The 21,109-nt window shown below is 59.7% G+C and carries 28 protein-coding genes, 2 tRNA genes and 2 pseudogenes; 13 read left to right on the top strand and 19 right to left on the bottom strand.

The annotated features are described in order from the left end of the window. Window positions 1-253: 253 nt before the first annotated feature. Window positions 254-520 carry a hypothetical protein gene (locus ACLCGK_RS15335; protein ID WP_410952305.1) on the bottom strand — a complete coding sequence of 89 codons (267 nt, stop codon included), beginning with the start codon at window positions 518-520 and terminating at the stop codon, window positions 254-256. After that, the gene (locus ACLCGK_RS15330) at window positions 520-675 is read right to left on the bottom strand and encodes a hypothetical protein (protein WP_410952304.1); all 156 of its coding nucleotides are present in this window, start codon (window positions 673-675) and stop codon (window positions 520-522) included. Before ACLCGK_RS15330 ends, ACLCGK_RS15335 begins: the two co-directional genes overlap by 1 nt. Before the next feature lie 286 nt (window positions 676-961). On the opposite strand from ACLCGK_RS15330, the gene ACLCGK_RS15325 reads away from it, so the two are divergent. The 3 genes from ACLCGK_RS15325 (at window position 962) to ACLCGK_RS15315 (ending at window position 2,376) form a co-directional block, all read left to right on the top strand. Then, window positions 962-1,174 (top strand): hypothetical protein, encoded by a 213-nt coding sequence (locus tag ACLCGK_RS15325; protein WP_054572104.1) that lies wholly within the window; start codon window positions 962-964, stop codon window positions 1,172-1,174. A 114-nt stretch (window positions 1,175-1,288) separates the two neighbouring features. Further along, complete coding sequence (locus tag ACLCGK_RS15320) at window positions 1,289-1,585, top strand: hypothetical protein (protein ID WP_410952303.1); 297 nt, start codon at window positions 1,289-1,291, stop codon at window positions 1,583-1,585. A 137-nt stretch (window positions 1,586-1,722) separates the two neighbouring features. Further along, window positions 1,723-2,376 (top strand): SLATT domain-containing protein, encoded by a 654-nt coding sequence (locus ACLCGK_RS15315; RefSeq protein ID WP_367244598.1) that lies wholly within the window; start codon window positions 1,723-1,725, stop codon window positions 2,374-2,376. Window positions 2,377-2,659: 283 nt separating this feature from the next. Here ACLCGK_RS15315 and ACLCGK_RS15310 read toward each other — a convergent pair. After that, window positions 2,660-3,100 (bottom strand): annotated as a pseudogene (locus tag ACLCGK_RS15310) (Rad52/Rad22 family DNA repair protein); the annotation flags it as partial. A 347-nt stretch (window positions 3,101-3,447) separates the two neighbouring features. Between ACLCGK_RS15310 and ACLCGK_RS15305 the strand changes: the two are divergent. Both ACLCGK_RS15305 and ACLCGK_RS15300 read left to right on the top strand, forming a co-directional pair. Further along, window positions 3,448-3,633 carry a hypothetical protein gene (locus ACLCGK_RS15305; RefSeq protein ID WP_015270896.1) on the top strand — a complete coding sequence of 62 codons (186 nt, stop codon included), beginning with the start codon at window positions 3,448-3,450 and terminating at the stop codon, window positions 3,631-3,633. A gap of 52 nt (window positions 3,634-3,685) precedes the next feature. Beyond that, window positions 3,686-3,910, top strand: coding sequence for a hypothetical protein (locus tag ACLCGK_RS15300; RefSeq protein WP_367244599.1), 225 nt, complete (start codon window positions 3,686-3,688; stop codon window positions 3,908-3,910). A gap of 458 nt (window positions 3,911-4,368) precedes the next feature. Here the strand turns inward: ACLCGK_RS15300 and ACLCGK_RS15295 are convergent, their stop codons facing one another. From ACLCGK_RS15295 to ACLCGK_RS15285, 3 genes are all read right to left on the bottom strand, one after another. Next, window positions 4,369-4,797: a hypothetical protein gene (locus ACLCGK_RS15295; RefSeq protein ID WP_410952302.1), complete on the bottom strand. Its 429-nt coding sequence runs from the start codon at window positions 4,795-4,797 to the stop codon at window positions 4,369-4,371. Then, window positions 4,794-5,087, bottom strand: a complete 294-nt coding sequence (locus tag ACLCGK_RS15290; RefSeq protein WP_367244600.1) for a hypothetical protein — start codon at window positions 5,085-5,087, stop codon at window positions 4,794-4,796. The genes ACLCGK_RS15295 and ACLCGK_RS15290 overlap by 4 nt, the downstream gene beginning before the upstream one ends. A 144-nt stretch (window positions 5,088-5,231) precedes the next feature. Beyond that, window positions 5,232-5,299 (bottom strand) — tRNA-OTHER (locus ACLCGK_RS15285). Window positions 5,300-5,407: 108 nt separating this feature from the next. Here ACLCGK_RS15285 and ACLCGK_RS15280 point away from each other — a divergent pair. Both ACLCGK_RS15280 and ACLCGK_RS15275 read left to right on the top strand, forming a co-directional pair. Continuing rightward, window positions 5,408-5,602, top strand: a pseudogene (locus tag ACLCGK_RS15280) (hypothetical protein); the annotation flags it as partial. Window positions 5,603-5,866: 264 nt separating this feature from the next. Beyond that, complete coding sequence (locus ACLCGK_RS15275; RefSeq protein ID WP_180355391.1) at window positions 5,867-6,313, top strand: hypothetical protein; 447 nt, start codon at window positions 5,867-5,869, stop codon at window positions 6,311-6,313. A gap of 49 nt (window positions 6,314-6,362) precedes the next feature. Here the strand turns inward: ACLCGK_RS15275 and ACLCGK_RS15270 are convergent, their stop codons facing one another. The 4 genes from ACLCGK_RS15270 to ACLCGK_RS15255 all read right to left on the bottom strand — a co-directional run bounded on the left by ACLCGK_RS15270 (window position 6,363) and on the right by ACLCGK_RS15255 (window position 8,901). Then, on the bottom strand, window positions 6,363-6,554 hold the full coding sequence (locus ACLCGK_RS15270) for a hypothetical protein (RefSeq protein ID WP_367244602.1): 192 nt from the start codon (window positions 6,552-6,554) through the stop codon (window positions 6,363-6,365). Between the two features lie 40 nt (window positions 6,555-6,594). Continuing rightward, the gene (locus ACLCGK_RS15265; RefSeq protein ID WP_410952301.1) at window positions 6,595-7,149 is read right to left on the bottom strand and encodes a pyridoxamine 5'-phosphate oxidase family protein; all 555 of its coding nucleotides are present in this window, start codon (window positions 7,147-7,149) and stop codon (window positions 6,595-6,597) included. Window positions 7,150-7,204: 55 nt separating this feature from the next. Further along, window positions 7,205-7,909 carry an SDR family oxidoreductase gene (locus ACLCGK_RS15260; RefSeq protein WP_410952300.1) on the bottom strand — a complete coding sequence of 235 codons (705 nt, stop codon included), beginning with the start codon at window positions 7,907-7,909 and terminating at the stop codon, window positions 7,205-7,207. A 98-nt stretch (window positions 7,910-8,007) separates the two neighbouring features. Next, window positions 8,008-8,901: a LysR substrate-binding domain-containing protein gene (locus tag ACLCGK_RS15255; protein WP_013973201.1), complete on the bottom strand. Its 894-nt coding sequence runs from the start codon at window positions 8,899-8,901 to the stop codon at window positions 8,008-8,010. 217 nt (window positions 8,902-9,118) lie between these two features. Between ACLCGK_RS15255 and ACLCGK_RS15250 the strand changes: the two genes are divergently transcribed. Then, a complete protein-coding gene (locus ACLCGK_RS15250) occupies window positions 9,119-10,333 on the top strand; it encodes an aldose 1-epimerase family protein (protein WP_410952299.1) in 1,215 nt (404 codons plus the stop codon). Between the two features lie 317 nt (window positions 10,334-10,650). Here ACLCGK_RS15250 and ACLCGK_RS15245 read toward each other — a convergent pair whose 3' ends face one another. Continuing rightward, window positions 10,651-10,887 carry a hypothetical protein gene (locus ACLCGK_RS15245; RefSeq protein WP_247846079.1) on the bottom strand — a complete coding sequence of 79 codons (237 nt, stop codon included), beginning with the start codon at window positions 10,885-10,887 and terminating at the stop codon, window positions 10,651-10,653. Between the two features lie 165 nt (window positions 10,888-11,052). Next, window positions 11,053-12,063, bottom strand: coding sequence for an alcohol dehydrogenase AdhP (gene adhP / locus ACLCGK_RS15240; protein ID WP_013973198.1), 1,011 nt, complete (start codon window positions 12,061-12,063; stop codon window positions 11,053-11,055). Between the two features lie 459 nt (window positions 12,064-12,522). On the opposite strand from adhP, the gene ACLCGK_RS15235 reads away from it, so the two are divergent. Beyond that, window positions 12,523-12,720, top strand: coding sequence for a hypothetical protein (locus ACLCGK_RS15235; protein ID WP_015270883.1), 198 nt, complete (start codon window positions 12,523-12,525; stop codon window positions 12,718-12,720). A 1-nt stretch (window position 12,721) separates the two neighbouring features. Here ACLCGK_RS15235 and ACLCGK_RS15230 read toward each other — a convergent pair whose 3' ends face one another. Beyond that, a complete protein-coding gene (locus ACLCGK_RS15230; protein WP_015270882.1) occupies window positions 12,722-13,135 on the bottom strand; it encodes a DoxX family protein in 414 nt (137 codons plus the stop codon). A gap of 103 nt (window positions 13,136-13,238) precedes the next feature. Beyond that, window positions 13,239-13,323 (bottom strand) — tRNA-Leu (locus tag ACLCGK_RS15225). A 201-nt stretch (window positions 13,324-13,524) separates the two neighbouring features. On the opposite strand from ACLCGK_RS15225, the gene ACLCGK_RS15220 reads away from it, so the two are divergent. The 4 genes from ACLCGK_RS15220 to ACLCGK_RS15205 are packed head-to-tail and all read left to right on the top strand — an operon-like array spanning window position 13,525 to window position 16,817. Continuing rightward, window positions 13,525-13,800, top strand: coding sequence for a hypothetical protein (locus tag ACLCGK_RS15220; protein WP_043935716.1), 276 nt, complete (start codon window positions 13,525-13,527; stop codon window positions 13,798-13,800). A gap of 42 nt (window positions 13,801-13,842) precedes the next feature. Continuing rightward, the gene (locus tag ACLCGK_RS15215) at window positions 13,843-15,000 is read left to right on the top strand and encodes a two-component system sensor histidine kinase NtrB (protein WP_410952298.1); all 1,158 of its coding nucleotides are present in this window, start codon (window positions 13,843-13,845) and stop codon (window positions 14,998-15,000) included. Window positions 15,001-15,006: 6 nt separating this feature from the next. Further along, the gene (locus ACLCGK_RS15210; protein ID WP_410952297.1) at window positions 15,007-16,452 is read left to right on the top strand and encodes an ATPase domain-containing protein; all 1,446 of its coding nucleotides are present in this window, start codon (window positions 15,007-15,009) and stop codon (window positions 16,450-16,452) included. An 11-nt stretch (window positions 16,453-16,463) separates the two neighbouring features. Beyond that, on the top strand, window positions 16,464-16,817 hold the full coding sequence (locus ACLCGK_RS15205; protein WP_085622082.1) for a response regulator: 354 nt from the start codon (window positions 16,464-16,466) through the stop codon (window positions 16,815-16,817). Window positions 16,818-16,862: 45 nt separating this feature from the next. Here the strand turns inward: ACLCGK_RS15205 and csrA are convergent, their stop codons facing one another. The 5 genes from csrA to modA form a co-directional block, all read right to left on the bottom strand. Further along, window positions 16,863-17,060, bottom strand: coding sequence for a carbon storage regulator CsrA (csrA, locus tag ACLCGK_RS15200; RefSeq protein WP_004375914.1), 198 nt, complete (start codon window positions 17,058-17,060; stop codon window positions 16,863-16,865). A 253-nt stretch (window positions 17,061-17,313) separates the two neighbouring features. Beyond that, a complete protein-coding gene (locus ACLCGK_RS15195; RefSeq protein ID WP_013973191.1) occupies window positions 17,314-18,336 on the bottom strand; it encodes a DNA topoisomerase IB in 1,023 nt (340 codons plus the stop codon). A gap of 57 nt (window positions 18,337-18,393) precedes the next feature. Beyond that, window positions 18,394-19,485, bottom strand: a complete 1,092-nt coding sequence (modC, locus tag ACLCGK_RS15190; protein ID WP_410952296.1) for a molybdenum ABC transporter ATP-binding protein — start codon at window positions 19,483-19,485, stop codon at window positions 18,394-18,396. Between the two features lies 1 nt (window position 19,486). Beyond that, on the bottom strand, window positions 19,487-20,167 hold the full coding sequence (gene modB, locus ACLCGK_RS15185; protein WP_061551762.1) for a molybdate ABC transporter permease subunit: 681 nt from the start codon (window positions 20,165-20,167) through the stop codon (window positions 19,487-19,489). Continuing rightward, window positions 20,167-20,925, bottom strand: a complete 759-nt coding sequence (gene modA, locus ACLCGK_RS15180; protein WP_410952295.1) for a molybdate ABC transporter substrate-binding protein — start codon at window positions 20,923-20,925, stop codon at window positions 20,167-20,169. Before modA ends, modB begins: the two co-directional genes overlap by 1 nt. Window positions 20,926-21,109: the final 184 nt, after the last annotated feature.

Genomic DNA, 21,109 nt, shown 5'->3' with positions numbered 1-21,109 from the left:
GTTCCGCAACTCCTGCCATGCCCCTTGATTTTAAAGGGCTGCAGCCTGGCCAGAAATGCTTCTATGCGGAATTGATGTTCTCGTAAGCTACTGAAATTCAAGGAAATGCGGCTCGGATTGCAAATCCGTCTACGCCGGTTCGATTCCGACCTCGGCCTCCACCATTCGAAAGCCCCGCAACCATTGAGGTTGCGGGGCTTTTTTAATGCCTGCGGATTTTGTTGATCCCGGCCATTTGGGACAATCCTGGGGCTCACGGCTGATACCTCTCATCAATCCAGCGCCCAGGCGCCAGAGCGGGTGTAGGTTCGGGTTGGGTTTCGTGCGGGGAAAGCTGGAGCTGGTTGCCGGCCTGCAGCTGGCTGTCGGGGATGCAGCAGATGCCGTCGCGCCAGTCGAAACCGAAGGTCCAGCAGGTTGCGCCGCGCTCGTCGTCGTGGAAGACGTCAACATCTTTGGGCAATTCGCCTGCGCTGGCGCTGGTGACCAGCAGCAGGAGGCAGAGGGCGAGGCGGGTCATTAATAGTCATCCCAGTTCAGTTCTTTGATGAAGTCGCCACCCGAGCACAGTCGCTCGTCTGCAATCGCGTCCACGCCATTGAGATCTTCCAGAGCAGTCTTGGCACGCTCCATGGCGAGCTGGATTGCGGGCTCTTGCGACCTTCGGCCACGCACATCCGGGCCAGGCCAACAAAGCGATAGAGAGCAATCCAATAGCAGTGTTCCGACTCGCGAACCACGACAAAGCGCTGGCAGACAATCGTCACCCCGTCAGGGCTAATCTCGTCGATATAGCGGAAGTGGTCCGGCCAAGCCGGTTGCTGTCTTCAGGCATGAATTCGTCCCTGGCCGCCATATCGCGGCAGTTGGCGAAAAAAGTTTAAGTTCTGGTGACTTTAATCTGTGGCGGGGTGTCCACCGGTCACGAGGAGTGCTTCGCTCCTCATCAGCGGTGGATCACATGAGCTCTATTAGCAAGGATCAACAGTTTCATGCGTACGAACTGCTTCGAAAGCTCGATACCTACACGGCTCAAACGATGAGTCAGGTTGTGTATGGTGTGACGTCCTCCTCCAGCTGGCGATCGGATTGCGACCAGCACCGACGCATTTTTGAAGAATGGATGGCTTTTGCTGCAACGATGCACCTGCCTGAGCCGCCGGACGAAGACTGATCGCCGCTTGTCCGATTCAGTTTTCAGTATCTCCCGCTGCGGTTGATAACCGCTTTGTGTTCGCTATTGTGAAAGTTCACCTATCGCATACAACTAAAGTCGTAGGAGATCGACATGAGGATACGCGGTGAAGTTTTCTGGCAATGGGCTGATCCTACGCTTCACCACCGCACTCATGACGAGACCCTTGGCGATGGAACGCACATAGATGTACAGGTGCGACTGTCGCGCGCAGGTAACACGCAAATGTTCATTGGAGTCTATGCCTCGACGGGCATGGCCCTTCACGAGGAGGCGTTCGATTCCCGTCCCGGTGAATCAATGACCAGGGCTTTAGCCTGGGGCGTCGGACGGGCTCGCCGCATTGCCACAGAAACTCTCCCAAAATTCGACCAGGTAGCCTGCTCGTGATAGGGGAGAGGGGTTGCTGGTGCGTTTCGCGGTAGCCAGCCAGGAACAGCAGGTAGTCGCTGTGGGTGCGCTGGTCTTCGAAGCCATTACTGTCCTTGCGCAGTTCTTGCTCGCTCAGGCCGAGCGGGTTGAGCCTGATGAACACATCGCGTGGGTCGGTGTTGCTGGATCGGTTTTCTGTGGGCATGGGAAAGCCTCAATTACAAGATGCGCGCCTGTCGCACGGAGGACGCGCAATGTCGGGAGCTGATAGCTTTAAGAATCTGTACAAGAAGATGGATGCCACGTCGAAAACTAGGTTTCATGCCTCTCGGCGCCTGCGCCTGCATGCGAAGCTTTCGACCTATACGGTCGTCATCCTGTCTCTGGTTCTGATCCTGGTATCTCTAATACAGGCCTACGATCTAGGCGCAAATATCAAAAGGAAGGAGGTAGTCCTTCTTCAGGTTTTTGCATCGATCGCGGTGCTTGTGTATTCGCTGCTGATCGAGAAGAACGACTTTTCCAACAGGTCAGAGAAGATGTATTCCTGCGCCTCTAAGCTAGGCGAGCTGAAGCAGGAGGCTCACCCACATAAAACTGCAGGCTACCCTATGGATGGGTGGCAGAAATTTACGATGTCGGCAAAGGTTTGGGGCTCTTACGTCTTGAATTTCGCAACCTACCCCATGGTTGCTGCTGTTTTGGTTCTTGCTCTTTATTGGGTCTGGGTTGGATTTGGGCCTGCAACTGGTGAGTCTGTAGCGACTCTTCAGTCCCCACAGAAGCAGTCGATGTCTTCGGCTAAGTAGTCGAAATCAAAATCCGTCTGCCTGGCGCGTTGGTCCGCTGACCAGGCAAGCGACCGGTAATTAGGCCGGTCCTGTCTGAACACCTGGCCGAACCGTTCTTCGGTGCCGGACCACCAGATCACCCGGGAAGGATCTTCCTGGATGGTCCTAATCAGCTTGGCCTCGTTCTTCTTCCAGCAAAGGTCGCAGTTGCCGTAGTCCGACTCCATGCCAAGGTCAAAAGGTTGCTCGGCCCAGAAAGCCGCCACGTCCACCTTGATGACGCCGGCGACGTAGGATGGGCATACACATCGGCGCTGAAGCCCGGCATGGACAGGGCTTTCTTGATGGCGTCGGTCAACGACTTCTTCGGCGCCTCACCATCAGTGGTCATGCCGTACTTGGTCTTGTACTGGTGCCGGGTGCACCCGTACTGCTCGACCTCGCCGCGCTGGCCGTCCTGCATGAACCAGAGCTGGATTTTGACGGTGTGGCCGATCTCCCGGCCCAAGCAGATTCGCTTGTCGCCTTCGCCGGAAAACACCTCGTGACCGTCGTCGAATCGCTCCTCAAGCACCTTCCAGCCCCAACCGATACCGACCGGGCCGAACATTTCGGTCGCCTTCATGACCATCGCGGTGCCGTTCAGGTTGGTGATCTTCTGGCCGCCGACCTCGGCGTTCTTGGTGTAGCGGGTATCGGTGGCCTGCACCTGCTCCCAGATGCGCATGTTGGTTGTGGACATTGGAAAACCTCGCGCCAGGCCGGCGCCGTCAGTTGAAATAGGGGAAATGCCAGGTCAAGCCCTGATGTAGGCCAAGCGGCCTGGGCGTCGGCTATGGTTGTGCGCTCTGGCGGGCATTTGCGCCTCACCGAGACGCGAAGAAAAGCGGCGATAAATTCTTGCAGATGCTGCGTTATAGCGGCGGCGGATGGTTTGGTTTACGGATTTCTAAACAAAACTTGCAGGATTTTGCGTTTATTATGTTGGCATTTTTCAGTATCTGGCTCTAATTCCCACGGGTGCTTCAAATTCCCTGTATAGTGGCTGCGTAGCCGTTTTCTGCGGCTTCTCACTAAGAGGTAGCTTTTATGCACCAGGCCATTTCCCCAGAGACGCAGCGTGCCCATGAGCGCTTGAATGAACAGACTGATTTGTTCATCAAGCAGGGAGGCCAGATTGAAAGCGTTCCTTCTGGAGTCAGCGGCGTGCTAGCGAGCAAGCCGAAGGTCGTTTGGACGAACCCTCACACGGCCAAGCCGATTCACAAACGATAGCGCGCCCAGATGCACTGCTTGCTCGCTCCATGGTGAACGTGAGGGCACAACCGTGTTTGATGCGCCAAGTGATTCAGATATTGCCGTGCGGATTGGAGTGAGCGAGGCGGATGTAGCTCTTTACCGGGGTGATACATTTCGATTGAAAGATGGTTCGTGGCTCATCCATTTTTCCTTCGCAATGCCCCAAGAGCTACGGCAAAGCCTTACTGGCAGTTTCACCCTCCTTTTCAAGATTAAAGAAACAGGCGACAGGCGTATGAGTGAGCTGGATTGAGCATACGATCTGGACGCCAAGTCAGCCCAAGCCCTGTCCCAGTGGTCCGTTTTATCTCTTCTGGAAGAGTGGGAAGCGCATACTCAAATAGCTCAGGACTTCTGAGCATTGAGAGGTGTGTATGTCCAGAGATAGGTATGGCGTAGATAGTGACAGACAGGTCAGTCAGCCAGCCGATAATGAAGGGCGGCTACAGAGATCAGTCGATCAGAGTGAGAGCGCTTTCCAAGAGAACTGTGACGACAATTTCGACAGCCCTCCCTTTCGAAGAGGGCAGAAGCAGGGCCCGCCGGACCCATCGAGGGTATCCCATGCAGAGCGTTATAGTTATCACAAGCGCCCATTGGAATAACGTTCAGCTGTAGATGGGCCTAAATGTAAAAGCCTGGCCCGGTGCCGGGCTCTTTGGGTGTTGATTTCGCGCCAAATGACCAAGTGGCGGGCCCGCTGGTAGGAGTTCACACCCGAACCTCGTAGCCCACGGTCCACTCTCCGCAGATGCAGGCCCGGCAGTTCCAGGCCTGCGGATTTTCGATACTGGCCAGTTCGGCCTGGTGTATCGCGGCCGCGAAGGTCGGACCCTTGAACAACATCAGCACCCGGTCGCCGGGCATTGCCTGACTCTCGGGCAGTTCAGCGACCTGCTCATCAATGAGCGTGGTGATCAGTGGCGTTGTCATGCAGCCTCCTTGCGCCGAACGGCAATACGCCGAATGCGCTCGCAGTAATGTTTGAACTCGTTGGAGTCGATGACGAGGATCGAGGATGGAGAAGTAGGCGACGACCATCGTCTCGGCCTTCGCATCCTCCACCGGGCCAGAGCCCGGTAGAAGCATCGTCTCGATTGCTGCCTCGATGGCGCTCACCGCCACGCTGTGGGGATTCATTCCGCGTCCTCGGCCTGGGCCAGCACCGCTTCCTTGGCAAAAGGAGTGAGTAGCTGCCGAGCTATCTCTTCAAGCTGGCCCATCGCGAACTCATCCACCGCTTGGGCGAAGCGCTCGTAGGTCACGCCACGCTGGCGGAAGTTGCGCTGGAAGACTACGTTACGGCGCGCCAACAGCTCCGCGATGCCATCGTCGATCCAGCGCGCCTCAGCTTCCTCAGCCGCGCTCTCGCTCACCGGAGGTGGCAACTGGTTGTCGTACTGCCATTGTGCTGCTCGAAGTGCGCCCATGGCGGTCCTCCTGGTGGTTGTGCGGCCGCATTGGCCAGGAGCCAGGCGAAGGTGACCAAACCCCCCGTGAAAGGTGGCCTGGCGCCTGCCAATGCGGTCGTATGTGAAGGAAGGGGATGCGGGATGCATAGGTGATTCATCTGTTCGGCTGAGCGGGATTCGAACCCGCGACCTCCCGTGCACTGGCCTCTACCTGACTGAGTTACCAGCCTCAAGCGGCATTGGCATGCCTGCCTTTTCCGCGAGCAGATGAATCACCGATACACCCTGCGATGGGGAGCAGGGCATCGGGCAGTTAACGTCAGGCGGACTTGGCGCTATCAGCCTTGATCGGTGCCGACGAGCAGTGTACGAACGTGCTGCAGAAGCTCGAGGCAGCCTGCGGCGGCCGGACGATCCGTGTTGGTGGCCGCTGGATGTTCCAGGCCGTGGCCTATTACGGCCCTTATGACTTCGAGATCACTGAAGACATGGTGGTCGGCACCATCACTGGCAGCACCGAACCGACCAATGACGATGTGCATGAGCGTTTTGTATGCCGTAGAAGCATCAGCCCAGTGCTCCAGCCCCTTGGTAAATCTCCGCTTCTCATCATCGGGCGTTCGCGCCCTTCATGTGAGTAGTTGGGCGGGTGTAAGGTACACAGATGGGGTGGATGGTAGGTTTGTTTGTGGGCGTGGTAAGTCGTGAATAGCGCTCGGATAAAGTCGCGTAGTGCGCTGATGTATGCAATTGCCTTAGAATGCTCGCCTTTCACCCCTCAAAGGAATGAATACGTGGTGAGCAATAACGCAATCTGCTGCCCGCAATGCCAAGGTCAAAACGTCCAGCTTCTGTCTATCATCCATGCTGCTGGCACTTCTCACATACAAGCAACCCACCAAGCGCAGTCCCAATCCGGATTCGGACCAAGCGTGACCGTTGAAACTTCAGGTCGGCATCAGACCAATTTGGCGGCAAGCGTCGGTCCACCTCCAGGTAAGCGCTTGCTTGGCCCGGTCATTCTTACGGGGGTTGGCGCAATCATCTTGTACGATGGCCTCAAGCTTATGAACACGTTCTGGGGCGTTGATTGGTCAAGGTTCTTCATAGGCGCGACATTTATCACCGTCGGTGTAATTGGATTCGTTCGCCACTGGAAATTCAACGTCGCACAGTACGACAAATTGGAAGAGTGGCGCCGCACTTGGATGTGCCACGCTTGTGGCACTCGATTCATTCCGTAAACGGTATTGAGAGGGCACCTGCGGGTGCCTTTTCTTTTGGCAGAGCTGTTCAGTATTGCGCTGGAGGAGGGGAACGATGCCGGACGCTATCGTCCCATGGCATCCGTATCAGCGAACCCTTGATCAGCCTGAATCCCCTGGCGCCATAATGCTCGGCGATTGGCGCCCACAACCGGCCATATTCCTGCTGCGCCTGCGTGTCGGTAACAGCAGTCCCCAGAATGATCCAGTAACCTTTCATCAATTACTCCTGTTTGCATGTTCTGTACGAGAAGCCTGCCTCAGGGAGCCAGCCAGGAGGATTGCCACAATCCTTCATGGCGCAGGAAGCGCGCCCGTTGCTGAACGGGTCGTGTGAGATCCAGCCACTCCAGCGCTCGCGGCTCGATGCATAGGATTGCGAAGTGCTCGAAACCGCCCTGGATGCGTTCGTAGGCGACTTCAGGGCTTTCAATCACCTGCCCCGGCACAGCGCCATGACGGAACAATGCCTGTGTCTTGTCACGCGCCGCCGACCAGCAGCGTCGTCGATACTCGATATCCTCGACCTGGGTGGCAAGCCCCTCCATGCGCACCTGGGTCAGGCCGCAAGGGCTCAGTGCCGTTAGTGCAACGCGTGGATCAACGGCAATCTGCGTGCATTTTGCCGAGCGCCTGTCCGCGTAAAAGTACAGCGCGCCTGCACGGGCATCGGCATCTCGCAGTACAACTGTCCTGGAGGCGGGCCATCCTTGCTCGTCCAGGGTGGACAGTTGCATGAGCCGATAAGGGTTGCGCACGGGGCCGACCGGGATCGCCAGTTGCGCCCATATGGTCTGATACAGATCGTCCAGCATGAAAAAACCATGTTCCATGAAACGAGGGCCGCAGCAGTGCTGCGGCCACGGACGATCAAATGCTGCGTGTTACGCCGCCATCGACCCTGATGTTCTGCCCAGTGATGTAGGCCGCGCCTTCGCTAGCAAGGAACGCAATGGTCGCAGCGATTTCTTCGCTGGTGCCGTAGCGCTTGAGCGGCACGCTGTCGCGGCGTTGCTCGGTGCTCGGCAAGCTGTCGATCCAGCCAGGGAGGACGTTGTTGATACGCACGTTATCGCCGGCGAAATTGTCGGCGAAGATCTTGGTGAACGCGGCAAGGCCCGAGCGGAATACCGCAGAAGTCGGGAACAGTTCGCTGGGTTCGAACGCCCAGGCAGTGGAGATGTTGATGATCACTCCGCTCTTCTGACGCTGCATGTAAGGCGTCACCAGCCGAGTAGGGCGAATGACATTGAGCAGGTAAGTATCCATGCCCTTGTGCCAATCCTCGTCGCTGATTTCCAGGATTGGCGCGCGTGGACCATGGCCGGCGCTATTGACCAGCACATCGATACGGCCCCACTTCTCCACGACAGCGTCGACCAGGCATTGCAGGTCTTCAACCGACTGGTTGCTACCGGTTACACCAATACCGCCGAGCTCGGCAGCCAACGCCTCGCCCTTGCCCGAAGAGGAAAGAACCCCAACCTTGAAGCCTTCGGCGGCCAGGCGTCGTGCTGCCGCAGCGCCCATGCCGCTGCCACCTGCCGTGATAATTGCAACTTTTTCTACTGACATGCTGCCTCCAATCTCTGAATGCTGATTTTTCAGGTGCATTCACCTTAGCAGCAGCCCCATTGGTGAGGGAGACAGCTAAACTTCACTATTACGATAGATTAACTATCGGCAGCTTGTTGCTTGAGCCAGCGTTGGACCACGCTCAACGAGTCTGGCTGTTTCATCTTGCGTGGCCAGACCAGATAAAACGACTTGTCGATCCTGAGTTGCTGGGGAAAAACCTGCATCAGCCGGCCTGCGGCAATGTCATCACCGACGAACGCAGGGCTGGCCAGGGCAATGCCCTGACCGCTGATTGCCGCTTCAATGGCCAATGACGTCTGATTGAAACGCAGGTTTCTGGCTGTGGGCTGCATGTGTTGTGGGAACAGCTCTGCAAGGAACTGAGGCCAGAAATTATGGGCATCGTGCAACATGACGAAATCCTGCAATTGCGCAAAGCTTGCAGGTATTTCGCTGCCTTCGAACAGCTTTGGGCTGGCCACCGCAACGATTAGCTGCTCCATCAGCAGTTCGCTATTCAAGCCCGCTCCGAACTCGGGCTTGCCATAACGGACAGCGATATCCACACCATCGGTGCTGAAGTGCGACAGCCGATCGGTTGCCAGCACACGCAAATCGATGTCTGGATGACTCTGCGCAAAATTGCCGAGCCTGGGAATCAGCCATTTTGAGGCGAAGGTAGGTGTAACGCTGACTGTCAGGTGAGAAGTCTGTGGCCGAAGCAGGCGTGTTGCCTCGTCGATCATGGCCAGTGCACTTCGAATGCTCCCGCTATAGCCCAGGCCTGCATCAGTCAACGCCAAACCGCGGGGTAGGCGTTCAAACAAACGCAGATCCAGGCTCGCTTCCAGCCCGCGTATCTGCTGGGCAACTGCCGCCTGGGTCACACCCAGTTCCTCGGCAGCCACACGGAAGTTCAAGCGGCGAGCCACCACTTCAAAAACACGCAACGCGTTCAGCGAGGGCAAATCAGGGAAACCGTCTGGCATGGCAATGAAAATTCTATCGAGTTGTGCAGTTTTTCTGTTTCTCTGATGCCTTCACAAGGTTGATAACCTGATCGGGCTCGAAAGATTCACTGTGCCGAGGCTACTCCCCGAAAATAGCTAAAGAAACCCGTGCCAATCGAAAGCATCGCCTGGCTAGCTTGCTGAAACGTTTCTTCGAGTCTATAAAAGGGAACAACTCCAAGAAAGGCAACCTGCCATGCCCCTCCTCAAACTCTTCGTTGCGCTTGGCGCCCTGACTGCGGCTTCCAACACCCTGGCCTGGGATTACGTTTTGCTCGACACCGACAAAGCCGCCCAGAACTGGCAGATCACCAGCCAGCAACTTGGCGTAAAAACCGACAAGCCCTTCAGCGTTACCTTGCGCACCTTGCACGGCGGTCGGCAAGAGGGTGTCAGCATCGTCGACATCGATAACGGTACGATGAAACTTTCGGTCGTGCCCACCCGTGGAATGAACGTCTTGCAGGCGTCGGTCGGCAATGTGCGCATGGGCTGGGATTCGCCGGTCAAGGAAGTGGTCAACCCGTCCTTCATCGACCTCAACGGGCGCAATGGCCTGGGCTGGCTGGAAGGTTTCAATGAACTGGTCACCCGCTGCGGTTACGAATGGGTCGGCCACCCTGGCGTCGACAACGGCGAACTGCTGACCCTGCACGGTCGGGCTGCCAACACTCCTGCGAACCAAGTCACCCTGCACATTGATGAGAAGCCCCCTTACGCCATTACCTTGCGTGGTGTACTGAAAGAGCAGGCATTCAAGAAAGTCGACTTCTCCGTCGTGACCGAACTGGTCACCGAACCCGGCAGCGTGAAGTTCGCCCTCAACGACACCTTGACCAACAACGGTGACTATCCGAAGGAATACCAGGCGCTTTATCACAGTAACTTCAGCACCCCGTTTCTGGAGCAGGGCGCTCGTTTTGCCGCGCCAGTGAAACAGGTGTCGCCATTCAACGACAAGGCAAGGGCAGATCTGCCCGACTGGCAAACCTACCGAGCGCCTACCAAGGACTATGACGAAACGGTTTACAACGTGGTGCCGTATGCCGATGACCAGGGCAATACATTGGCCGTGTTGCATGACAAGGCTGGCAATCTGGGCGTTTCGGTCGGCTTCAATACTCGGACATTGCCTGTATTTTCCCTGTGGAAAAATACCGATACACAAGGCCAGGGTTATGTGACCGGGCTCGAGCCGGGGACGAGTTTTTCCTACAACCGCCGTTACCAGCGGCCACTGAACCTGGTGCCGACAATCGGGCCGAAGGAACACAGGCAGTTCCACATCAGCTACAGCTTGTTGGCGGACAAGGTGGCAGTGGACAAGGCCTTGAAGCAGGTTGGCGAGATACAAGGTGGGCGCGAAACCGAGGTGCGGCAGACGCCATTGGTTGATCTGACCAAGGGGTAACGCCGACCAGGGCATGTCGGCCCTGTCGACTAGTCAGATCTATCAAGTTGTTGGTTTCATACCTTTGCTGAAAGGCTGCTTTCGACCCACGGCGGACACTGATCCAAAGCTCTGTAGTCAGTACCGGCCTCATCGCCGGCAAGCCAGCTCCCACAGGAATATCACCAGCCTTCAGGCATGCGCTGTAGCTGTGGGAGCCGCGCTTGCCGGCGATGGGCCGCGAAGCGGCCCTGGTTACAGATTTCCGCTATGGGTCGATAGCTGTCTGTCGACTACGGCCCTAGGATCCATCGCCCGCCGCTCCGCCCATTCAAACGCTAGCCTTCAGGCGGGGATATCCCACAAACGAATTCATCCGATCCCAGGCGGTGCGAGCCGAACTCCACAACATAGCCTGCCCCGCGGCGCACCGCCTCGGCCCTGGCGGCCCTCTGGTCGGCAAACACATCGACGAAATGCCAGGGATGCCGGTCTCTCAGTACGCCCCATCCAAGTACCCAGCCGTCATTGTCCGGGTCGGGTGGCAGGTTTTTTGCCAAGCTGCGGATGCCCATACGTTCACTCCGATGTGCTAGCCAGTCTTCTGCTTGCGAACCGACTACAAACCACGACTTGGATAAAATCGTGTATCAAGCATAGCGCTTACCTGAAACCAGGACCTAAGGCGCGCCCATTTCAGGGAAGTGTGCGCTGCACCAACAGCCAGCGCACATGGGTCATCACCCCTCGAACTGAATCACCATCCGCCCTTTGATCTTGCCCTCCAGCATCTCATCGAAGATCTGGTTGATATCCTCGATCGGTCGCAGGGTCACCTTCGGCACCACTTTCCCTTCCGCCGCAAACTGGAAAGCTTCCTGCAGGTCCTGGCGGGTACCGACCAGCGAGCCGATCACTTCGATACCGTCCAGCACCAGGCGAGGGATGTTCAGGTTCATGGCTTCCGACGGCAGGCCGACCGCAACCAGGCGACCACCCGCACGCAGGGCGTCAACGGCCGAGTTGAAGGCGGCCTTGGCAACGGCGGTAACCACGGCGGCATGGGCGCCACCGGTCTTGGCCTGGATGACCTTGGCGGCATCCTCGGTGCGTGAGTTTATGACCAGGTCAGCGCCCATCTCGCTGGCGAAGCGCAGTTGCTCTTCGTTGACGTCGATGGCGATCACTTTGGCGTTGAAGACGTTCTTGGCATATTGCAGGGCAAGGTTGCCCAGGCCGCCGAGGCCGTAGATGGCGATCCATTGGCCGGGGCGGATGTTGGAGATCTTCACCGCCTTGTAGGTGGTGACGCCGGCGCAGGTAATACTGCTGGCGGCAGCGGAGTCGAGCCCGTCGGGCACTTTGACCGAGTAGTCGGCCTTGACGATGCAGGCTTCGGCCATGCCGCCGTCCACGGTGTAGCCGGAGTTCTTCACTTCGCGGCACAGGGTTTCGTTGCCGCTGTTGCAATACTCGCAATGCCCGCAGCCCTGGTAGAACCAGGCCACGCTGGCGCGGTCGCCCGGTTTGAGCGAGGTGACGCCTGGCCCTACTGCCTGGACCACGCCGATGCCTTCGTGACCTAGCACCACACCGGTCTTGTCACCGAAGTCGCCATTTTTCACATGCAGGTCGGTGTGGCACACACCGCAGCATTGCATCTTCAGCAGCGCTTCACCGTGCTCGAGGGGGCGCAGGGTTTTCTCCACCACTTCCACGCGACGGCCTGGTGCAACAACAGCAGCTTTCATACGAGCCTCCGTATCCTGTTCCGAATGGGCTTGCTTATCGCCGGCTAAGCATAGCCCTGGGCCGATACGGTAAAACTGCCTCAGGTCATGGTCAGAGGCACTGTGCATGCCACAAAAAGAAAAGCCCGCGGCAACGATGCGGCGGGCTGTAAGAACATAGGGAGCAGGGTTAGTGTGCCCAGCGGGATGTCAGCATTTTGTGAAGCTCAGGTGATGGACTTGTCATGCATGGCTCAGCTCGAGTGTGGTCAGCATGGGCCGGGTTCCATGTGATTTCACTGCACTGGACGCAGGGGGAGTGGCAGCAATAAAAAAGCCCGCCGGGTATGGCGGGCAAGCAACGTTTGAAGGGAGAGCCTGCAGCTTGGGTCCGGCCGGTTAACCCAGCATTAAGCGGTAATGCATTGACCTGTGCAGCCGATCCGCCTATACAGGCCTGCCACCAGCCCAGGAGTCAGCATGCGCGACGAAGATGACCTGCACGAACCCGAACATGATCACCTGCTTGATCACGAATTCCTCTACGACGACACTGAGGCAGAAGCCGATGCCCGAGGCGTCGAGGATGACATCGAGGAAGACGAAGAAACGCTGGATGACCTTGATGAAGAAGAGCGTGGTCACCCAGCCTGGTTCGACGACTGCGAAGACGACTGACTCAGCGCCCGTCCACCGAAAAACGCCCGGGGCCGCTTACCGCCAGTAACAACATGCCGCCCATGATGCTGAGGTTTTTCAGGAACTGGGTCATGTTGGCGCTGCGCTCAGGGTCGACCATGTTCCAGAACGGGTGGCCCAGCAGCGCCGTGCCCAGCACGAACAACGCAAACAGGAAGGCCAGCGGCCGGGTGTAGAATCCGAGGATCAGCAGGATGCCAACGGCGAATTCCATGAGCACGGCTACTGCCGCTGCCAGCATGGGGGCAGGAGCGCCCAGTGAAGTCATGTAGCCGACCGTGCCTTCGAACCCGGTCAGCTTGCCCCAGCCAGACAAGACGAACAGGATCATCAGCAGCACACGGGCAATCAGGATAATGATGTCGCGTTGACCATCGAACAGGGAGTAGCGCATGGCGGCGTTCCAGTGGACGGGTACAAGCACCACTCTAGCAGCTGCGCAAAGGATTGCTGGCGGGCAGCAAAAAGGCGCCGCAAGGGCGCCTTCGCAAGGAATTTGGTGCGAGTGGCGGGACTCGAACCCGCAAGGCTCACGCCGACAGATTTTAAGTCTGCTGTGTATACCAATTCCACCACACTCGCACGCTTGAAGGGGCCGTAACGACCAGCTCGCTTCTAAGCAGAAGGGCTTCGCAATCAAGCGCGCTTTATAACCCATTGTTATAGTTGAGTCAACCACAGCGCCTATGATCAACAGAATGAAGGTCGATCGAATGGGCAATTGACACCTTGCTATCATTACGCCACTGTTGCCCTTTTATTGGATCCAAAGAGTGTGCGGTGATGACTCTGTCCGATACTCCCGAGCGTATAGTGCACCCACGGCTATTGTGGAGACTTTTGTTCGTGCTGGTCGTCGTGCTGGCGGCATTTCTCTACCTGAGCCTGATCAGCCTGGGCGGTTATCTGCTGATGCTTGGGTTCGATGCCGAACACTCTCAACCGCAGCGGCTGATGGCCCTGGCTGGTGGAGGGCTTATCCTGCTGGTCGGCTTGTGGCTGCTGAAAGTGGCAATGCCTCGGCGCATCAGCCTTGTGCTGGTTGAGCCTGGGCGTTGAACCTCGCAATGTTTTCCCTCCTGCTGTGCCGGTGGAGTTCGCATGGTTTCAGCTGACTGTCTCGACCACCCTGTCATGCCTGCCCACCGCTATGAACAGCTGGTTCAGTCGGTGGTGGATTACGCCATTTACATGCTCGATCCTTCCGGCCATGTGGTGTCGTGGAACGCAGGCGCGCAACGTATCAAGGGGTACCGTGCCGATGAAGTGATCGGCCAGCATTTCTCGTTGTTCTTCACCCCGCAGGATTGCACCGAGGGCCGCCCGGAGCGCTTGCTGCGCCAGGCGCTGGAGCAGGGCGTGGCGCAGGATGAGGGTTGGCGCGTACGCAAGGATGGCACGCAGTTCTGGGCGCTGGCCGCCCTGGATGTGATTCGCGATGACCAGGGCCAGATTGTCGGCCTGGCCAAGGTGACCCGGGACATCACCGACCGTCGCGAGACGGCGCTGCAACTGGACGCGGTGCGCGCCCAGCTGTTCCAGGCACAGAAGCTGGAGGCCCTCGGCCAGTTGACCGGTGGCCTGGCGCATGACTTCAACAACATGCTGACCATCATCATCAGCTCGGCGCGCTTGGCGCTGGCCACCCAGGACCCGGCACGCGCCCAGCGCATGTTGCAGCACATTCTCGATGCCGGGCAGCGGGGCACCGAGCTGACCCAGCAGTTGCTCAGCTTTGCCCGCCACCGCAAGCTTGATGTGGCTTGCGTCGCCCCGGCGAACCTTGTTGCCGCCACCCGTGGTCTACTGGAGCATGCGCTGCCTGGATCGATTGACCTGGAGGTGGTGCTGCAACCGGACCTGCCCCTGATCGAGGTGGATGCCGGGCAATTGCAGATGGTACTGCTCAACCTGTTGTTCAATGCCCGCGATGCCATCACGGGGCAGGGCCGGATCGGCTTGACCGTCGAGGTGGTCGAACTGACCGGTGAGGTGGAGGGCCTGCACGGCGGGTTTGTGCGATTTGAGGTCGAAGACAGCGGCGAGGGCATCGCGCCAGCGGTACTGCCGCGGATCTTCGAACCGTTTTTCACTACCAAGCCCTTTGGCAAGGGGACTGGCCTGGGCCTCAGCCAGGTGTATGGTTTTGCCAGGCAGAGCGGTGGTGCCATTTGCGTCGACAGTGAGCCCGGCCGGGGAACTTGCATGCAGCTTTACTTGCCAATCTATCAGCACACGGACAGCCAACTCGACAGGTAGAACACCATGGCACAGGCACTCAGGCGGCTGGTGACGGGGATCGATGGGCTCGATGCGTTGCTCCAGGGTGGCCTGGTGGCTGGCGCGTCCTACATCATTCAGGGCCCGCCGGGGGCGGGCAAGACCATCCTCGCCAATCAGCTGGCCTGCGGGCATGTGCGCGGTGGTGGCCGGGTGCTGGTGGCCACCTTGCTCAGCGAGTCGCACGAGCGGCTGTTCCAGTACCTGGCGACTTTGGAGTTCTTCGACCCGGCGCTGGTCGGCGACCCGATCCAGTTCGTCAGTGCATTCGATACCCTGGAGCAGGAAGGCCTGGACGCCGTGGTACGGCTGCTGCGCCAGGAAATCGCCCGCCAGCAGGCCAGCCTGCTGATCGTCGATGGCGTGCTCAATGCCCGGGTGCGTGCGGAAACCGCGCTGGATACCAAGAAATTCGTCTCTGAACTTCAGGGCCATGCGGCCTTTGCGGGCTGCACCGTGCTGCTGCTGACCAGCGCCCGGCTGGAAGAGGGTAGCCCGGAGCACACGATGGTCGACGGGGTGATCGAACTGGGCGAGCAACTGTTTGGCAGCCGCGCCGTGCGTCATATCCAGCTGCGCAAGACGCGGGGCAGTGCGGCGTTGTCGGGGCGCCATGAATGCCTCATCGATGAAACCGGCATGCATGTATACCCGCGCCTGGAGTCACTGTTCAGCCACCCCAGCCAGGCGGGCAGCGCCACCTTGCAGCGCATCGGCAGCGGGGTGGCGACCCTGGATGAAATGCTCGGTGGCGGCCTGGCCACGGGCTCGGTCAGCCTGCTGATCGGGCCCTCGGGTATTGGCAAGACGTCATTGGGCCTGGCATTTCTCGGTGCCAGCAGCCTGCAGGCGCCGGGGCTGCATTTCGGCTTTTACGAAACGCCGGAGCGCCTGCGTATCAAGGCCGCGTCGCTGGGTTACGATTTTGCAGCCATGGAGCAGGCTGGCATCCTGCAGCTTTGCTGGCAGCCGACTACCGAGGGCCTGCTGGACCAGGTCGGTGCGCGCCTGCTCGAGCGGCTCGAAGCGCAAGGCAGCAAGCGCGTGCTGATCGACAGCCTGGGGGCGTTCAGCCGCCTGGCCATCGACCCGGCGCGGCTCAATGCGTTTTTCCGCGCCTTGGTCGGCGAACTGCGCGCGCGCGATGTCAGCGTGATGCTGACCTGGGAAATGCGCGACATATTCGGCGCGGAAATCAGCGCGCCAGCCCCGGACCTGTCGAGCATCGTCGACAACTTGATGCTGATGCGCTTCGTCGAGCTGGATTCGCAGCTGCGGCGCATGCTGTCGATCCTCAAGGTGCGTGACAGCCACCATGACCCTGCCTTGCACGAGCTGCTGATCGGGCCGCAAGGCATTACCCTGCGCAAGGCGTTCGAAGGCGCCTGCGGTGTGCTTTCGGGAACGCCGGTGCCGCAGGGGAGCGGGTGACGGGGCGGGCGATGAACACCATCCTGATCGTCGATGACGAGTACCTGATTGCCGACATCCTCGGCTTTGCCCTGGAGGACGAGGGTTTTCTGGTGGAAAAGGCGAGCAACGGCTGCAAGGCGCTGGAGGCACTGAAGGAAAAGCGCGTTCAGCTGGTCATCACCGACTACATGATGCCACTGCTCAACGGTGAGGAGCTTGTGCGCTCGATGCGTGAAGACCCGGCCTTGAGCGAGTTGCCGGTCATCCTCATGAGTGGCGCGCAGGCCAACCAGGGATGCCCGGAACTGTTCGCCGCGGTGTTCGACAAACCGTTCGACATGGACTGTATGATCGCCAAGGTGCGCGAACTGCTGGGCACCTGAGGCGCGGCGCGATCAAGCGCGTCCGTGCGGCTTGAGGCAGGTCGCTCAGTGCGAGTCGTCGTGCTTTTCCGGGGCCGGGCTGCCGGCCTGGATACGCTTGAAGATCTCTTCTCGATGGACCTGGACGTCTTTCGGTGCATCGATACCGATCCTCACCTGCATCCCTTTGACGCCCAGAATGGTGACTTTGATGTCATCGTTGATGACGATGCTTTCGCCAACCTTGCGGGTGAGTATCAGCATGTAGTTCTCCTTGGTGATGTAAAAGTCCGTCGGGCTAGTTGCCACGGCGGCGGGAGCTTGTCCCTCTTCCTTCTCATTAAAGACGCTTTCGGCGGATAGTAATTCCCCGACAGACAAATTCTGTTGCGTGTCTTCAGTCGCAGGTGCCGAAGCAAACCGCCAGCGGTTTGTCGGCCAAGGTGCTCGGTGGCAAGAATAGGGGGCTTGGCGGCCAATGGGAAATTTCTTCGCATCATGGTCTGAATAGACCGGGTTAATGGTCATCCTGTTCCTCGAGTGCCTGAAGAAATAACAGCAAGGCTACTTCTTCACGGTCCAGGCCTTTGCGCACACGGTTCTTCGGCAAGTTGGCCAGGCGCCCCAGGGCATAGTGTTCAAGTACAGCCGGGTGAATGTAGCAGCGCCTGCACACTGCCGGTGTATTACCCAGGCGTGATGCTACCTGACGGACGATGGCGGCGACCTGGCGCTTGGCTTCGCTCTCGGGCTCCCAGGCCAAGGGCCTCAGCAGGTCCAGGGCGAGGCTGCTACCGGCCCAGGTGCGGTAGTCCTTGGCGGTGAAGTCGGCACCGGTCAGTTGCTGCAGAAACTGGTTGACCTCGCTGGAGCCGACGCTATGGCGCTGGCCGTCGTCGTCCAGGTACTGGAACAACGCTTGGCCGGGCAGTTCCATGCAGCGCTTGAGCAGGTTGGCCAGTCGCCGATCGTTGAGGCTGACGTTGTGCTCGACGCCGCGCTTGCCGCGGAACTGGAAGCGGATGCTGCTGCCCTTCACCTCGACATGGCGGTTGCGCAGGGTGGTCAGTCCATAGGACTGGTTGTCACGCAGGTAGCGCTGGTTGCCGATGCGGATCAGGGTGTGGTCCAGCAGGCTGATCACCAGCGCCATCACCTTTTCCCGGTCCAGGCCTGGTCGGGCAAGGTGGTCGTGCAGCTGTGCGCGCAATTTCGGCAGGGCCTGGGCAAACGCCAGCATGCGCCCGTACTTGTGCTGGTCGCGTATTTCGCGCCACTGCGCGTGGTAGCGGTATTGCTTGCGGCCACGGGCATCGCGACCTGTGGCTTGCAGGTGGCCTTGCGGGTCGGCGCAGATCCACACCTCGGTATAGGCCGGGGGGATTGCCAGTGCAGCGATGCGGGCAAGGGTATCGCTGTCGCGCACTCGCTGGCCGTCGGCATCCAGGTAGATGAAGCGCCCTCTCCAGCGCCGCCGGGTCAGGCCCGGCTGGCTGTCATCGACGTAGTGCAGGGTGCGCGGCAGGGGGCAGTCAAGCATGGTTGGCAGGCCTCGATCAGGTCACTGATCAATGGACACCAGCGACGGGGCCGATGCTCAGCCCAGCAGCGCCACCGACTTGATCTGGGCAAACAGCACCTGGCCCGGGTGCAGGCCGAGCTGGTCTGCCGAGTAGCGGGTGATGCGCGCGAGCAAGGCATTGCCGCCAGCATCCAGGCTGACCAGTACATGGGCCGGGTTGGCGGCCGGGCGGCTTTCGCGCACGCGCACCGGCAAGCGGTTGAGAATGCTCGAAGTGCTGTCAGCTGCCAGGGCCAGGCTGACGTCACGCGCCTGCACCTTGACCCGCAAGGTGCTGCCCATCACCTGGGCAGGGTGGGTGATACGCAACAGCGGCCCGTCGTTGCCGGGCAGGCGCAGGTCGAGCAGGTCGTAGTGCGCGTCATGTGCCACCACCAGGCCTTCAAACACCACGCCGGCATCCTCGCCCTCGGCCAGCGACAGGTCGAGACGGGCCAGGGTTTCGCCGATCGGGCCGCTGGCCACTGCCTGGCCTTGCTCCAGCAACACCAGGTGGTCGGCCAGCCGCGCCACTTCTTCCTGGGCATGGCTGACATACACCAGCGGGATGTCCAGTTCGTCGTGCAGGCGTTCCAGGTAGGGCAGGATTTCGCGTTTGCGCGGCCCGTCGAGGGCAGCCAGTGGCTCGTCCATCAACAGCAGGCGCGGGCTGCTGAGCAGGGCGCGGGCAATGCCCACCCGCTGCGCCTCGCCACCGGACAAGGTCGCCGGCCGGCGTGCCAGCAAGTGGCCGATACCCAGCAGCTGGCAGGCCAGGTCTAGGCTGACCTTGCGCTCGGCAGCGGCCACCCGGCGCCAGCCGAACTCCAGGTTGCCGCGTACCGACAGGTGCGGGAACAGGCTGGCCTCCTGGAACACGTAGCCTACCGGGCGCAGGTGTGGTGCCAGAAAGAATCCGCGGGCGCTGTCTTCCCAGACTTCGCCGTTGACCTCGATGTAGGCGCTGGCGGCCCGTTCCAGCCCCGCCAGGCAACGCAGGCAGCTGGTCTTGCCAGAACCGGAGTGGCCGAACAACGCACTGATGCCACGGCCGGGCAGGTGCAGGTCTACGTCCAGGGTGAAGTCGTCGCGTGCCAGTTGCAGGCGCGCCACAATCGATGCGCTCATTTCAGCTCCAGCCAGCCTTGCCGCGGCGTCCTGCGTAAAGCAAGAGCAGCACCAGGAACGAGAACACCAGCATGGCACCGGCCAGCCAGTGCGCTTGCGAATAGGCCATGGCCTCGACATGGTCGAAGATCTGCACCGAGACCACGCGTGTCTTGTCGGGAATGTTGCCGCCAATCATCAACACCACGCCGAACTCGCCCACCGTGTGGGCGAAACCGAGGATGCTGGCGGTGATGAAGCCCGGACGGGCCAGCGGCAGCACCACGTGGACGAAGGTGTCCCAGGGGCTGGCGCGCAGCGTCGCGGCCACTTCCAGCGGGCGCTGGCCAATGGCGCCGAAGGCATTCTGCAGCGGCTGGACCACGAACGGCATGGAGTAGATCACCGAGCCTATCACCAGGCCGGTAAAACTGAACACCACGCTGCCCAGGCCCAGCGCCTGGGTCGCCTGGCCCAGCCAGCCATTTGGGCCGAGGGCGATCAGCAGGTAGAAACCGATCACCGTGGGTGGCAGTACCAGCGGCAAGGCCACCACCGCGCCCACCGGCCCGCGCAGCCACGAGCGCGTGCGCGCCAGCCACCAGGCGATGGGCGTGCCGACGATCAGCAGGATGAGGGTGGTCATGCTGGCCAGTTTCACGGTCAGCCAGATGGCACCCAGGTCACTGGCATCCAGTGGCATCAGATTTCATAACCGTAGGATTTGATCACTGCCGCGGCTTTCGGGCCTTTCAGGTAGTCGACCAGGGCCTTGGCGGCGGGGTTGTCCTTGCCTTTTTCGAGGATTACCGCGTCCTGGCGGATGGGTTCGTGCAGGGACGAGGGAACGATCCAGGCCGAACCGCTTTCGACCTTGCCGTCCTTGTAGATTTGCGAAAGGGCGACAAAGCCCAGCTCGGCGTTGCCGGTGGATACGAACTGGAACGCCTGGGTAATGTTCTGCCCTTCGACCAGCTTGGGCCGGGTGGCTTCGGTCAGCTTCAGCTTGTCCAGCACCTGTGTGGCGGCCAGGCCGTAGGGCGCGGTTTTCGGGTTGGCAATGGACAGGTGCTTGAACTGGTTGTTCTTCAGCACTTCGCCGTTGGCGTCGACATAGCCGGGTTTGGCCGACCACAGCGCCAGGGTGCCGATGGCGTAGGTGAAGCGTGAGCCCGGGGCAATCGCGTTTTCCTGCTCGAGCTTGGCTGGGGTGCTGTCGTCGGCAGCGAGAAATACCTCGAACGGCGCGCCATTCTTGATTTGTGCGTAGAACTGGCCGGTGGCGCCATAGGCAGCAATCAGCTTGTGGCCAGTGTCTTTCTCGAAGTCCTTGGCAATGGCCTGGATAGGGGCTGTGAAGTTCGCTGCGACCGCGACCTGGACTTCATCGGCCCAGGCAGTGTTGAGGGCAAGCAGGCTGGCCAGGGCGGTGGCAGCCACGTGGGGCGGGCAGATACGCATGAAGACAGCTCCTTGGGGCTTATCGTTATATCCTTAACTATATAGCGATAGGTCATGGGCCGGGAAGAGGGGGCAGGATGATGCATGGGCAGGTCCGGCCCCTTCGCGGGCTTGCCCGCTCCCACAGTACTGCGCAGCACTCAAAACCAGTGGTGAACCTGTGGGAGCGGGCAAGCCCGCGAAG

Source organism: Pseudomonas sp. S1(2024) (assembly GCF_046557535.1).
This window is presented reverse-complemented; position numbering and strand designations above follow the sequence as displayed.